The 13,997-nt window shown below is 45.9% G+C and carries 13 protein-coding genes; 5 read left to right on the top strand and 8 right to left on the bottom strand.

Features of this window, described 5'->3' with window-relative positions:
* Positions 1-136: 136 nt before the first annotated feature.
* Positions 137-2,203, bottom strand: coding sequence for a sigma 54-interacting transcriptional regulator (locus tag ACFVS2_RS03640; RefSeq protein ID WP_390231017.1), 2,067 nt, complete (start codon positions 2,201-2,203; stop codon positions 137-139).
* Between the two features lie 212 nt (positions 2,204-2,415).
* On the opposite strand from ACFVS2_RS03640, the gene ACFVS2_RS03635 reads away from it, so the two are divergent.
* The 3 genes from ACFVS2_RS03635 to ACFVS2_RS03625 all read left to right on the top strand — a co-directional run bounded on the left by ACFVS2_RS03635 (position 2,416) and on the right by ACFVS2_RS03625 (position 5,592).
* The gene (locus tag ACFVS2_RS03635) at positions 2,416-3,609 is read left to right on the top strand and encodes an MFS transporter (RefSeq protein ID WP_390231014.1); all 1,194 of its coding nucleotides are present in this window, start codon (positions 2,416-2,418) and stop codon (positions 3,607-3,609) included.
* Positions 3,602-4,996 carry a M14 family zinc carboxypeptidase gene (locus tag ACFVS2_RS03630; protein ID WP_390231011.1) on the top strand — a complete coding sequence of 465 codons (1,395 nt, stop codon included), beginning with the start codon at positions 3,602-3,604 and terminating at the stop codon, positions 4,994-4,996. The genes ACFVS2_RS03635 and ACFVS2_RS03630 overlap by 8 nt, the downstream gene beginning before the upstream one ends.
* Before the next feature lie 125 nt (positions 4,997-5,121).
* Complete coding sequence (locus ACFVS2_RS03625) at positions 5,122-5,592, top strand: GbsR/MarR family transcriptional regulator (RefSeq protein WP_173617693.1); 471 nt, start codon at positions 5,122-5,124, stop codon at positions 5,590-5,592.
* Positions 5,593-5,683: 91 nt separating this feature from the next.
* Here the strand turns inward: ACFVS2_RS03625 and ACFVS2_RS03620 are convergent, their stop codons facing one another.
* Positions 5,684-6,178, bottom strand: a complete 495-nt coding sequence (locus ACFVS2_RS03620) for a YdhK family protein (protein WP_390231008.1) — start codon at positions 6,176-6,178, stop codon at positions 5,684-5,686.
* A 109-nt stretch (positions 6,179-6,287) separates the two neighbouring features.
* Positions 6,288-6,767, bottom strand: coding sequence for a MarR family winged helix-turn-helix transcriptional regulator (locus ACFVS2_RS03615; RefSeq protein WP_390231005.1), 480 nt, complete (start codon positions 6,765-6,767; stop codon positions 6,288-6,290).
* Between the two features lie 210 nt (positions 6,768-6,977).
* Between ACFVS2_RS03615 and ACFVS2_RS03610 the strand changes: the two genes are divergently transcribed.
* Positions 6,978-8,363 (top strand): MFS transporter, encoded by a 1,386-nt coding sequence (locus tag ACFVS2_RS03610; protein ID WP_390231002.1) that lies wholly within the window; start codon positions 6,978-6,980, stop codon positions 8,361-8,363.
* A gap of 63 nt (positions 8,364-8,426) precedes the next feature.
* Here the strand turns inward: ACFVS2_RS03610 and ACFVS2_RS03605 are convergent, their stop codons facing one another.
* Positions 8,427-9,410: a serine hydrolase domain-containing protein gene (locus ACFVS2_RS03605; RefSeq protein WP_390230999.1), complete on the bottom strand. Its 984-nt coding sequence runs from the start codon at positions 9,408-9,410 to the stop codon at positions 8,427-8,429.
* Between the two features lie 30 nt (positions 9,411-9,440).
* On the bottom strand, positions 9,441-9,785 hold the full coding sequence (locus ACFVS2_RS03600; RefSeq protein ID WP_047069284.1) for a winged helix-turn-helix transcriptional regulator: 345 nt from the start codon (positions 9,783-9,785) through the stop codon (positions 9,441-9,443).
* A 239-nt stretch (positions 9,786-10,024) separates the two neighbouring features.
* Between ACFVS2_RS03600 and ACFVS2_RS03595 the strand changes: the two genes are divergently transcribed.
* Positions 10,025-10,615, top strand: coding sequence for an NAD(P)H oxidoreductase (locus ACFVS2_RS03595; RefSeq protein ID WP_390230996.1), 591 nt, complete (start codon positions 10,025-10,027; stop codon positions 10,613-10,615).
* Positions 10,616-10,756: 141 nt separating this feature from the next.
* Here the strand turns inward: ACFVS2_RS03595 and ACFVS2_RS03590 are convergent, their stop codons facing one another.
* The 3 genes from ACFVS2_RS03590 to ACFVS2_RS03580 form a co-directional block, all read right to left on the bottom strand.
* Complete coding sequence (locus ACFVS2_RS03590) at positions 10,757-11,107, bottom strand: VOC family protein (RefSeq protein WP_173617698.1); 351 nt, start codon at positions 11,105-11,107, stop codon at positions 10,757-10,759.
* 131 nt (positions 11,108-11,238) lie between these two features.
* Complete coding sequence (gene lpdA, locus ACFVS2_RS03585) at positions 11,239-12,684, bottom strand: dihydrolipoyl dehydrogenase (protein ID WP_390230993.1); 1,446 nt, start codon at positions 12,682-12,684, stop codon at positions 11,239-11,241.
* Entirely contained in the window at positions 12,685-13,986 is a 1,302-nt protein-coding gene (locus tag ACFVS2_RS03580) for a dihydrolipoamide acetyltransferase family protein (protein WP_390230991.1), read from the bottom strand. It lies immediately after the preceding gene.
* Positions 13,987-13,997: the final 11 nt, after the last annotated feature.

The raw sequence follows: 13,997 nt of genomic DNA, 5'->3' as shown, positions 1-13,997 counted from the left end.
TTTCTTATTCTTCCTTACCGTTTGGATGGATGTTGTTATGTATGGCGACTAAACACCCTTTACAGACAGATGTAAAAAATACAGACACGTAGCCATAAAAAAATGACTTCCGTTTCATCCAGAAGTCATCCATCATTTACTCTTGTACACTTAATTGGTATTTTTTCAGACGATCATATAACACAGATCTGCTTACTCCCAGTAATTTAGCTGCCTTGGATTTGTTGCCGCCCGATTGCTCCAACGCTTGCTGTACAGCAGCTCTTTCTGCCTTTTCCATAAGGGTGCTCTCTGAATCAAATGAGAATGCGGTCATTTCATTTTTTCCATGACCCAACATGTATTCGGGCAAATCCGCTAGCTCAACTTTTCCGTGTTCACTGAACAGCATTGCGCGCTCCATTACGTTTCGAAGTTCACGTACGTTGCCAGGCCAATCATAGTCGACCATGGCTTTTTCCGCCAGCGGGTCAATTCCGATAATGCTTGTCCCGTTCAGGCGATTTAATTCTTCCATGAAGAAAGGAATAAACAACAAAATATCTTTTTTCCTTTTCGCCAGTGGCGGAATTTCAAAAGAGATGACGTTTAATCGATAAAACAAATCGTTTCGGAATTCCCCATTTCGGACCATTTCCTCCAGGGAACGATGCGTTGCTGCTATAATGCGCACATCGACCTGGATACGCTCTGTTCCACCCACACGGTAAAATTCCTTTTCTTGGAGGACACGAAGCATTTTCGCCTGAAGCTGCAGCGACATATCTCCCACTTCATCTAGAAACAGGGTTCCCCCATTTGCCAAATCAAACTTTCCTTTTTTCCCTTTTTGCCTTGCCCCCGAGAAGGCACCTTCTTCATATCCAAAAAATTCTGATTCTAATAAATGCTCCGGGATCGCGGCACAATTGACTGTTACAAATGGGCCATTGCTACGCCAGCTCATGCTGTGAATCGCATGGGCGAACAACTCTTTTCCGGTTCCACTCTCGCCTCTGATCAGAACAGTCGAGTTTCCTTTGGCCGTCTTCATGGCGCTGCGTATAATTTTCTCCATCTGAGGGTCCTGTGTGAGAATCTGCTCAAACGAGAATCGGGAGGTCTCGTGCTGCGCGTGTGGGGCTTGCTTCTCTTCTTTTTCACTCTTTTCCAGTCTACGTACGACTTCTTTCATTTCGTGCAGGCCACGGAACGAGATTTTCCCGATAACCCCAATGATTTCGTTGTCTTGCATAATGGGGACGCGATGCACAGTATATCGAATGCCTTTTACCTGCATCATCTCGCTATATTCTGGTAGACCTGATTTCATGACGCGGTCGAGTCCCAATTGAGGGAGAACGTCTTGGATTGGCTTATATAAAATTTGCGATTCTTCAAACTCAAAAAGCTCAAGTAAAGATGGACTCACGAAGTTAACTTCTTTCCATTCATTGATCATGATCAGACCTTCGTACGCATTATCGATGACCGTCTGCAAAATACTCTTCCATTTGACTACGCTCTGTAGCTCCTGGGCCATTTTTTCCACTTGCGATACATCTTGAAACAGAAGGATGCACCCTTTTTTCCCAAAGCGAGAAATACGGGTAACGGCGTGACTATTCCCTAGTTGCAGCCGATAATGATCAGAAGGCTCCATGGACTCTAATTGAATACCTGAAATGAGCGAAGTTACCTCACGCTGGAGCAATTCTGCTTGTGTCAGCCCTGTCATATTGCAAATTTTCTGATTGGCGAAAGTGATCCGTTCGGAATCATCCGTGATAATCGCGCCGAGCTCTGATCGAACCAGAATTTCTTCCAGTTGATCCTTCAAAGAACTCGTTGCTCGAAACAATGTGAAAATGATGTCCGTTTTGGTAAGCATTCCAGTTACTTGGTGGTCATCATTCAAAATGACAATGTTCCCCACTTCTGATTTTTGAATGATTTCTTGGATGTCGCCTACTGAACTGTCAATGTGAGTCCAAATGACGTCTTTTTTAATGAGTGAATGAATGGCGCTCGTCAATGGTTGTCCATCCAGAATCGCTTGATTGAGGCTGCTTCTGGTCAATACTCCACGCAATTTTTGATGCTCATCGGTAACAGGAATCGTATCCCATTTGGTCCGCTGTACGAATTGAATAGCATCAGACAAGGTATGTTCGGGTGAAAGACACTCATGTACGGGAGTAATGATATCCCTAAGCTGGGGCATTTCCTTCAACTCCATACATATATTTAGGGGCTGTTTTCATTTCTATCACATTTTTTATAGTGGAAACAAATCCCTTTTCATATTGTAACATGGTTTCCCTGTTGGCTAAGGAGTTTTTTCAAACGACACTCATTTCAGTAATTTCAGTATTGACTAAAATAACTGAAAATAATTAAAATAATACACATAACATCTTTTAGGAAGTGATGCACATGAAAAAGTCTGCTTCGATTAGTGCTGTGCTCTTGTTTGTCACTATACTCATAGGGGTTCTTGGCTCGTACAGCATCATTATTGCACTACCACTTATTGGAGAGGAATTTCATCTGAATCCAGTGGAGCAAGGTGCGATCGTCAGTGTTTATTTTTTAGGCTTCGCGATTTTTACCATTCCGGGAGGGATCATTGCTGATAAACGAGGATCGAAGCAAATTATTGTAATCAGCTTGGTACTGTGGGCAATATTGACTGCGCTTACAGGGGCGGTCACTGGTTTTGCAGCCTTACTGGTTGTCCGTTTTTTGTTGGGGTTTATCGATGCCCCACTTATGCCTGCTATGTTAAAAGCAATTGCCGAGCGAACACCTGCAAACATCCGTACGACCACTTTATCCATCGTTTCATCAGCCGAACCTATTGGGACTGGACTTGCCCCTTTTCTCGTAGCACCATTGATTGCGATACTGGGATGGCAAGAAGCTACTTTTGTTACAGCATCAATCGGCCTGCTCTTGGCCCCCATTCTCTGGATATTCCTTCCCCGTCCTTTCGTAATTGAACCACCTTCAGGCTCAGCATTAAAATCGAAACCTATCCCTTTCCTCTCTCTTTTACGTAATGGGCATTTGTGGAAACTAACAAGTATGCTCTGCGGAATTCAAATCGTGATGGTTGGATGCTTGACATGGGTACCTACCTACTTAACAACTGAAAAACATCTCGCTATTACCCAATCAGGCTTATATGCATCTCTTCCTCTTCTCATTTCGATGCTTGGCTACTTGGTAGGCGGTTGGTTGTTTGACCGTTATTTTCATCAAAAGTTTCGAACGATGGTCATTCCGTCCCTTCTGTTCTCGACGATTTTCCTTACGCTTATGATCCTATCTGACAATGTCAACCAGTTTCTGTTGTTTGAGTCGATCTCTTTGTTTTTTCTCTCCCTTACCACTCAACCCATTCTTGGACTTACCATGCGTATCATTCCCTCAGATGCTTTGGGCACTGCTAGTGGAATTCTGTTAACCGGAGGAAAACTGGCAAGTATTTTTACACCAATCGCGATGGGCGCATTCATTCAGGCGTACTCCTTTCAAGCCGGTTTTTCCCTGTTGCTAGTAGGTGCAGGAATCGCTTTTGTTTCATCCTTTCTTATCCATCTCAAAAGGAGTGAGGAGCTTGACTGATTTCATACAAAAACTGCTGCAAGAAATGCCTGATTTCTCACATTTTCTAACCATTGAGGAATTGGACGCCTCTTCCCGTGAATTAGCAGCCGCCTATCCACATCTTGTTACCCTCAGTACCATCGGTCACTCAACAGAAGGACACCGCATCCTCATGCTGCGAATTGGAAATGGCCAGCACCGCGCGTTGTTCGTCGGTTGTCCGCATCCAAATGAGCCGATTGGAGCTCTATCGCTAGAGTATCTCAGCAAAAAGCTATGTGAGGATACTGCCCTATTAGAGCAAATGGATTATACCTTTTATATCATCAAAGAAATCGATGTAGATGGTTGCCGATTGAATGAAGGATGGTACGGCGGCCCCTTTTCTCCAGACCGTTACATCCGCAGCTACTATCGTCCTAGTATGCTCGAACAAGTTGAATGGACATTCCCATATGCGTATAAAACGTTCAGATTCAGTGAGCCCATTCCTGAAACCGTAGCATTTATGCGAGCGATTGATGAAGCCAAGCCGCATTTCCTCAACAGCTTGCACAGCTCCGATCAAACTGGAACGTTTTATTATGTATCGACTCCTCTTCCCGACGCTTTGTGCCAACAGATCATAAAACTGACGCATGATCATCAATTACCGCTGATGATCGGCGAACCTGAGGCACCATTCATGCCCCCTATCCAAGACGGTTTTTATCAGCTGCCTGAGCTGTCTACTATGTATGATTACTACGAAAGTATCCTGCCTGCTGGAGAAGACCCTGCGAAAGCAATCCTCATGGGAGGCTCCTCCCGCGATTATGCCGGGGCACGTTATCATACCTTTTGCCTTGTTTCGGAATTATCGTTATTTACGGATCCAAGGATGGGAGATAAATCTGAAACCACTCATAGCTACAAGGATGCTACGCTGGACATAGCCAAACTGGAAGGTGAACAGATTACTTTTTTATCCAAACAGTATCAAAGCGCACAAGCATTCATAACGGTACCAACCAAATTTCAGCGATCTGTAGAGGATTTTCTGATCGGTATGGAGGAAAATCGATCCCATCATTTAAAATCAGCTGAAAGTGATGCAGCTTTAGCGCGCTTCGCAACAGTTGCTGAAATGTTTGACTTGAAACTACGCAGTTTATGGAGCTCTCTATGCTGCTGCAGCATGATGATCCGTATGCTGGACGCCCAGCCCGACAACATCACCCTTTCAGAGATTCGAGCAGATTCAGAAAAATGGCTGGATCAAGGCTTACAAGAGCTACTCTCCTTTTTTAACTGGTCGATGCGTCCGCTGCGCGAATTGTGCGGTGTCCAGCTAGGTTCTGCCTTGATGATCATGGAGCACCTTCGACAAACCCATGATAGCACTGCGACGCCACTAAAATCATGAATGACGTGAGCGCCTTTCAGCAGAACAGGCGCATTTTCTTTTGGTATTTTCTGAAGAAAGCGCTGACTATTGGTAGTATAATAGACAAAAGCATGGAAATCGGGCAAAACGAGGAAAAAGGAGTCATGAAGTTGGACAAATTAACGGTGGAAACGATGCAATTGATTGAAGAAATGGCTCTCCATCACGAAAATCAAGGATTATCCAGAATTGCTGGCCGGATTATAGGACTGTTGATGGTCTCTCAGGAACCCCTTTCATCCGAACAGATAGCCACTACATTGCAAGTCAGTCTAGGAAGTGTGTCAACCAATATGCGCATTCTTTTAAAAATTGGATTCGCGGAAAAAAAGAGTGTGACAGGCGACCGTGTGAGCTATTACATCATGGCACCTGACGCAATCGAAGAAGAGCTTATACAGGGGTTAGAGCGAATCCTATCATTAAAGAATGTCATAGAAAAAGGAATGCAAATTGATAGTTTGAAGCAAAGTGAGCTAGTTATGCAGCGATTCCATGAGACGCTGGAAGCAATTGAGCTATACAGGGAATCTCTCAACCAAATGCTCGCTGAGTGGAAGTCTCGTCGCATGTAACATCAAACAGCTCGTATCAATGGAAAAGTAGAAAGGCAGCTTTGGCGCTGAAAAAGCCACTGCTGCCTTTTTTCATAAGAGATGGCATCGATCATTTGACTGGTGATAGCTCGTTTTCCGTCACCCATTTGTAGTTCTTCACTTCTCCTCCCCCTGTCGTGGGAGTGTAATCGATCATATAGACAGTCGTTGTATTTGCCGTATCAAGCTTGGCTGATGCATCGAGCATCCCTTTCACATGATCCGCCTTCAAAACGACTTCCGTTCCCGGATTATACGGTTGCTTGATATGGTTCTTGATTTCTTCTTGAATGATCCATTTATAACCCTTCACAGGGGGCTCACCCGTTGTAGGCGTATAGGTCACTGAATAGGCCGTTGTGACGTAAGCCCCCACAATTTTTGCTTTTGCTCCTTGCATTCCCGGTTGGTGACTTGCTTTCAAGGTGACTTCACTCCCTACTGTAAACGTAGGTTTCGGTACAACCTCTACTTGCTCCAGTACATCCGGTGCAGCAGGACCGCCACATGCACTTAACCCCATCGCGGTAATCAGCATAAGTGATATCAGTTTCCATTTTTTCATTCCAAACACCTCGAATTCTTTGTTGTATGTCCGTAGTCGATTTCCTCTTGATGTAAGGTATTATGGGTACACAAGACCTTCCTTATCCACTTTCATCCTGTGCGTTGCTTTACTTAAATGCATCCTTGGACGGGATTGACAAATCCTTGTTTTCAATCAACTGTAAAAGCAGAGCGTAGAATTGCTTCCGCTGCTCAATTGGCAAATCCTCGAGTATATTTTCGGCAATATCCGTTTGCAGTGCCAAAACTTGATCAATGCTGGATTGGGCTAATTCCGTGAGCTGGATCAAGGTGGCACGGCGATCAGTCGGATCAGGGATCCGCACCAGCAGCTTGTCACGCTCCAAGGCATCAATAAAATCTGTGACGGTGCGCGGCTTTACACCCAATTTTGCGGCGAGCTCGCTCATGCGAATTTTTCCAGCTTCTGAAACGATAGAAAGCAAACGTAGCCTTGGCCCAGAGATATGGTATGGAATATCAAGCGCAGCCAATTTGGTCTCGAATTCTCGCTGAATAGAATTGGTGGCACGAATCAGGATGTGAATGATATCAATCGCTGGTGGACTCATTTGATTGGGAAACATGGTAGACCTCCTTGACAATTGTGCGAAAAACGAATACCCTCTACTACAGAGGTTACTCACTATTTTATAGTTAATTAGTGAGGAAGCTCACTATGAGGAAGTACACTAATTTCATCGGTATTCTCATTATTGTAGCGAATCTTACGCTATTTGCAAATTCGAGCGGTCTGAATGCCTTTTGAGAACTACCCTGGAAATGGAGGAATACACATGAATCACTCCGATTTTGCCATGGAGAATAGCAACAAGCTCCTTCGAGTCCTTGTCGTCACCTTGATTTTTTCGGTCATGAATGGAACGATGTTTAATGTAGCTTTACCGGAAATTGCACAGGAATTCAATCTGATGCCTTCGCAGGTTAGTTGGATTATGACAGGATACATGACCGTCTATGCCATCGGCTCGGTTGTTTTTGGCAAGCTCGCTGACCAATATAGGCTCAAGGACCTTCTGACATACGGTCTCCTTATTTTCTCAGTCGGTTCCATTGCAGGGATGCTCGCCAGCGAATATTGGATGATCATTCTTGGACGTATCTTGCAAGCCTCTGGAGCATCGGTTCTGCCAGCGACCGCCATGATTATTCCGATTCGCTATTTCGCTCCTGAACAACGAGGACGAGCACTTGGTACGTCTGCTGTCGGACTCGCCTTGGGAAATGCGTTTGGTCCGGTGGTGGCGGGCCTAATGGCTAGCTTTGGAAGCTGGCGCATGCTGTTTCTTATTTCTTTGCTACCGCTCTTTACTCTCCCATTCTTTCGCAAATATTTGGACGATGAAAAGGGAGCTCCTGGATCGATAGACTTTCTCGGAGGAGGACTACTGGCTTCAACGGTTGCTTTGTTTCTCCTGTCGATTACTGAGAGTAGCGGACTGTTATTCGTAGGGGGAATTGTGCTGTTGGCCATGTTCATCGTCCGAATTCGGACTGCCGAACATCCCTTTATTCAACTTGCATTATTCCGCAACCGAAGCTTTTCAGTAGGCTTGTTCATCGCTTTTCTATCGACAGCCCTGAGCTTTAGTGTCATGTTCATGACCCCGCAATTTTTGAGCGCAATCAATCAGTTGTCTGCCGGAAACATCGGCTTTGTACTTTTCCCTGCCGCAATTGCCTCTGCACTCTTAGGACGCAAAGGTGGTTTGCTTGCAGATGAACGCGGGAACTTCTTTGTTGTCTCGCTAGCTGCTTTCTTAATGCTCGTATGCTTCAGCCTGCTCTCGACCTTCGTCGGCATCTCGCCAATCACCATTGCTGTCATTCTCATTTTGAGCAATGTAGGTCAAACCTTCATGCAAATTGCCTTGTCCAATACACTTTCGAGAACGCTCGTGAAGGAACAGACAGGTGTCGGTATGGGACTATTTTCGATGCTGAACTTCATCTCAGGTGCCGTTGCTATGAGCCTGATTGGAAAAGCACTAGACAATCAAACGGCAACGATGAAGATCAATCCGCTGGCAAATCCGGCAGCAGCTGTGTACAGCAATATCTTCCTCCTGCTAGCCATTCTCATCATGGGAGTTTGGATGCTGTATCGCCTGCAATTCCATGCCAGTAAAACTCTTGTCCATACAGACGAACCATCCAAGTAAAATGTTTCATGTAAAAAGAAACCAGTTCTAAGGACCTCCTCGTGTCCTGAACTGGTTTTCGTTCTATTCCGCTGCAAGTATGTACTGTCTGAATAATGCAAGCGGCCACAATGAATGATCGTACAGCTCACTACTAAAAACAACGGTTAGATCAGTAGATGGGACGACAATGATGTTCTGCCCTCCAAAGCCAAGGGCAAAATAGTACCAGTTATCCTCTGTCCACTCCTTGCTTAAATCGATTCTGTCACTCCACCAATGCAAGCCGTAAGAGCCAATCCTCTCGTATGTCCGATATTTTGGCTGAATCGATTCTTGAACCCATGCTGCTGAAACAATCTGCTTTTCTTGCCATTGACCGCCTTGCAGATAGAGCAATCCTAGCTTCGCCATATCACGCGACGTTAGGCGTAATCCGTCTCCTCCGTTATGAATCCCCTGTCCATCTGCATACCAGTACGAATCTTCGATGTTTAGAGGCTGAAAGAGATGCTTTTTGGCAAAATCATAGGTGCTCATTCCTGTTGCCTTTTGCAGGATGGCAGACAATAAATGCGAACAACCAGAATTGTAATTCATCTTCTCTCCCGGTTGGTCAAGCAGCGGCCGATCCAGCACAAATCGCACCCAATCCGGACTATAGAGCATCCGGGGAAATGATTCCCACTCGCCGAACTCTGGCCAATCAAAGCCGGGTGTCATCGTGAGCAAATGAAACAAGGTAATGGAACGTTTAACGGGATCGACGGACTTTTGCTCTAAACAGGGAAAGTAGGAAGTGATAGGTGTATCTAAACCAGCAATCAGTCCTTGATCCAATGCAATCCCGATGAGCGCCGAGATAAAGCTTTTGGTGCAAGAATTGATCTTTTGAAGTTTTTGCGCTTGCTTCTTGTTTTTATGATATTCGTATACGAGATAACCGTCTTGAATGACGAGGCAGCTGACGACCTTTTCTTTTCTGATCTTTCTGTCAAATTCATTGAAAAGCTCTGTATCTAACCGCGTTTTTGCAGGGTCTGCAAGTGGAAACAAGGGTGAATGCACGTGATTGTTCCTCCTTCGACCGATCGGTATTTAAGATTCTTTCCCCGGTATTTCCCCCCGAAGGTAACGTTCGCCCCATTCACACATGAGATCCATGATTGGTTTGAGCGATTCACCCAATTCACTCAATTCATACTCGACCTTTGGCGGTACTTGGCTGTACACGGTCCTGATGACAATTCCGTCCTCTTCTAGCTCGCGAAGCTGCTGTGTCAGGATTTTTTGGCTAATGTCCGGCATTTGTTTTTTCAATTCGCTCGTTCTTTTTGGGCCGTAGTATAACTGACATAAAATCAAGGTTTTCCACTTGCCCCCTAAAACATCTAGCGTTGCTTCAGAAGGAATCTGGTATGTATGTTTGAGTTTTGGCCTCATCGATTGGCTAACCTCCCTCATTCCTTACGATTTTTCCAGGAACCTTTTTGTTCCTATGTTACTTTTTGGTATCGAAAGAACAAAAAAGTGCGTACTTTTCACATTCCATTATATGGTGCATGATTCGGATATACCAGCACCTTACTTGTAAAACAGGAGGGAAGGAACATGGCGAATCGCCTACTGACCGCGGGAGGCTTTGGCGTACAAATTACTACAGAAATAGAGGCGGTATGAAAATGAAAGTACTGACAGTTGTTACTCATCCACGAACCAATTCCTTGACCTTTGCCGTTGCAGAACGTTTCGTTCAGGGCCTAAAAGATGCAGGACATGAGGTTGAAGTTTTGGATTTGCATCGCAGTGGTTTTCACCCTGTTTTATGGGAGGAAGATGAACCAGATTGGAACAATGGTGATAAGAAATATTCCGCAGAGGTCGAGTTTGAAATGGAGCGCATGAAAAAGCACGACGCGTTAGCCTTCATTTTTCCGATCTGGTGGTTCAGCATGCCAGCTATGTTAAAAGGATATATCGATCGCGTCTGGAACAACGGGTTTGCCTATGGTTCACGTAAACTGCATCATACGCATGCACTGTGGATCGGTCTCGCAGCTGCTCCAGAAGATCATTTTCAAAAAAGAAATTATGACCAAATGATGGCGCATCACCTCAATGTCGGAATCTCTAGTTACGTCGGAATCGACGATTCGAGAGTTGAATTCCTTTATGACACCTTGGCGCAAAATCCTGCGCATTTTGAGCAGCTGTTGCACCGTGCATATCACCTGGGATTCCATTATGGGAAGAAAGAAAGCCTTCAGGTATAAAAATGTCATTCTATCGAATCCAAAGGTGGGCGTTGCAACTTTATCGCCCACCCCTTCTGACTTACTGGATGTTTAAACAATAAAAAAGAAAGCCCCCTTTTCTTATGCGAAAAAGAAGGCTTTCGACTATGTGTATACGCGTTACGCAAGTACCTCAACCGTAAATCCACCAGGAGCTTTCACATAAAACGTCCAACCATGCGATCTTACTGGCGATGCTACTTTGTAACCATCTTCTTTTAAGCGTTGATTGATTTCATTTACTTTCTCTTCGCTCTCCTGGATGAAGCCGATATGAAATGTCTTGGGATATTGGACTTCGGCACCCTTCATTAAGGTAAACACCAGGCCGTTATCATCAAATAGGACCCCAAAATTATCGCCACGGGCATCTTCCGACGTATCTAGCTTTTTCAGGCCAAAATATTTCTCCAAGAAATCAGAAGCAGCTGGAACATCTGTAACGGTAAGATTGACGTGATTCAATTTCATAATGACCACACATCCTTTGCACGAGATTAATTCAAGCGTAGCACATTCATGCAAGTGCTAATCTTGTTAGGCTCAGAGGCTGATCATTGTCATAAGTATCCGTCACTATTCCTTAAGGTTTCACGATAAACCTATTTGCTTACAGCTACTTTTGATTTGTTTACGATATGAATGGCATGACCTAACACCGCTTCGGCAGCCTCCAGCCATACCTCGCTTAAAGTGGGATGCGGATGCATGGTTAACGCCACATCTTCTACACGTGCAGCAAGCTCAAGTGCCAGCACACCCTCCCCGATCAGGTTCGATGCATCAGCACCTACAACGTGCATTCCCAACAATAAATGGCTTTCTTGATCCACAATCACCTCTGCAAAACCTTCTCCTTCATCCATGGCGAGTGCTCTGCCATTCGCTCGATAAGGGAACGTCGCTGTCTTGACTTTGTACCCTTGAAGCTCTGCCTCTTCGCGTGTCATCCCCACACCCGCTATTTGCGGCTCGGTAAAAATCACATAAGGTACATACGGGGAGTCTACGCTGCTAGGCAGCCCTGCGATCACCTCGGCTGCCACAATCCCTTGCTTCGTCGCACGATGGGCTAACGCAGGGCCAGGTGTTACATCTCCGATGGCATAAATGTGCGACTTGTTCGTACAACCTGTTGCGGTCACAGGAATATTGCCGCGCTCGTCCATTTCTACTCCCGCCTGCGCAAGTCCGAGTTCGCCTGTGTTAGGCACGCGCCCTATAGTGACGAGCGTTTTATGTGCGGTGATACTTTGGGAACCGTTCTTTTCCGAAGTGCATACGAGCGTGACTCTTCCGTTCGCTACCTCAGTCTTCTCTACTTTTGTCGCGATCTTTATCGTCATCCCGAGCTGTTTTGCCTGCTTGAGCACTTCCTGAGAGAGATGGGCAGCTGTTTGTGGCAAAATGCGCTCCGCTGCCTCAATAACGGTCACCTGCGCTCCAAGCTTGGCGAACGCCATCCCGAGTTCCATTCCAATATAGCCACCACCGATAATGGCCAGTGTTTCCGGTACTTCATCCAATGCCAGCATATCGGTAGAATCCAGAATATATTCTCCATCTGTTTTCAAAAACGATGGAATGAATGGACGTGATCCTGTCGCGATAATCGCTTGTTTGAATTTGTACGTTTCAAAGTCGCCACCCGTCTCTACGCCAATCCGATCACTCGAGAGAAATGTCGCTGTCCCTTTCACGACTGTAACCCCATTGGCCTGACAGAGATAATCGACCCCTTTGTTCAGTTGAGCAACGACTGAGGACTTCCACGTCTGCCAGCTCGGCATATGGAAGGTCGAATTCCCTGCCGGCAGTTGGATTCCAAGCTTATTCAGACTACTTAGCTTGTGAAATTCGCCTGCTGTATGAATCAACGCTTTCGACGGAATGCATCCGCGATTCAGGCAGACCCCACCCAGTACTTCTTTTTCAATCAGAACGACCGATTTCCCCAGCTGTCCGAGACGAATAGCGGCTGAATAACCTCCTGGACCACCACCGATGACAACCACATCTGTTTCGACTGCTACTTCGCCGACTACCATCTATACCATCTCCGCAAACAATAGATTCGGATCTTCCAGCAGCTCCTTGATCCGGTTGGTAAAACGTACCGCCGTCACGCCATCGATCAGGCGATGATCAAACGAAAGTGACAGGTTCATCATCCAGCGAATAACCCCTTCATCCTCACGCACGACCCAGCGCTTCTCCATTTTGTGCAAACTGATAATCGCCACTTCGGGGTGATTAATGATGGGAGTTGCTTGCAGCCCCCCGATTGGTCCTACATTGCTGATCGTGAAGGTGCCACCTGTTATGTGCTCCATCGTCAATTTGGCTTCTCGAGCCAAGCGTGCCAGTTGATCGATTTCTTCTGCGAGTTGAAAAATCGATTTGTGATCTGCATCCTTGATGACTGGTACGATCAAGCCCTCAGGCGTATCGGTTGCAATACCTATATGGTAAAAACGCTTGAGCAAAATTTCATTCGTACGATCGTCAATCGATGCGTTCAGCGTCGGGAATTCCTTCAGTGCAATGACCAGCGCCTTGATAAAGAACGGCAGGAAGGTCAGCTTGATATTCCGTTTATCCGCATGTGGCTTTAACTTTTCACGCAAAGCACGCAGCTGATCCATCTCCAGCTCATCGACAGAAGTAACATGCGGGATGATTGTGACTGATTTCACCATATGCTCGGCAATCTTTTTCCGGATGCCTTTTAGCGGTAGTCGTTCGATATCTCCCTGCGACGAAGTGGCTGCACGAGTAGCGCTTCCTGTTTTTGGCTGAACAACTGGTTCAGCCTCAACCCCCACTGTACTTGCCTCCAACAGGCGCTCATTGCCAGGAGCCGTCGTCGGAAACTTAGCTGGTGCTGATTTTTGCAGTCGATTGGAGAATTGGCGCAAATCTTCTTCCGTCACACGCCCTGCTGCTCCTGTACCCGTGATCAACTCGATATCCAGCTTCATTTCCCGCGCTAGCTGCCGAACGTATGGCGTGGCCAACGAGCGGCGGTGATCAGCACGAGCTGGTGCAAAATTGACTGTCTTATCCGGGTTTACGACCTTTTCTGGAAGCTTTGTCTCTTCCTTCTTTGCATCCGTACCTGCATCTATCACGAGAAGGGTAGTTCCGACCTCTACCGTTTCCCCTTCCGCTATCAAAATTTCACGAATGATGCCAGTCACTGGCGCAGACAACTCGGCATTCACCTTGTCTGTCTGCACCTCCAAGAGTGGCTGATCCTGTTGAACAGATTCACCTCTGCGAACCAGTACTTTTACGATTTCTCCTTCATGCATACCTTCTCCCACATCAGGAAGCTTGAACTCAACCATATGACTCGCTC

Source organism: Brevibacillus sp. NPDC058079 (genome assembly GCF_042885155.1).
Classification (GTDB): domain Bacteria; phylum Bacillota; class Bacilli; order Brevibacillales; family Brevibacillaceae; genus Brevibacillus.
This window is presented reverse-complemented; position numbering and strand designations above follow the sequence as displayed.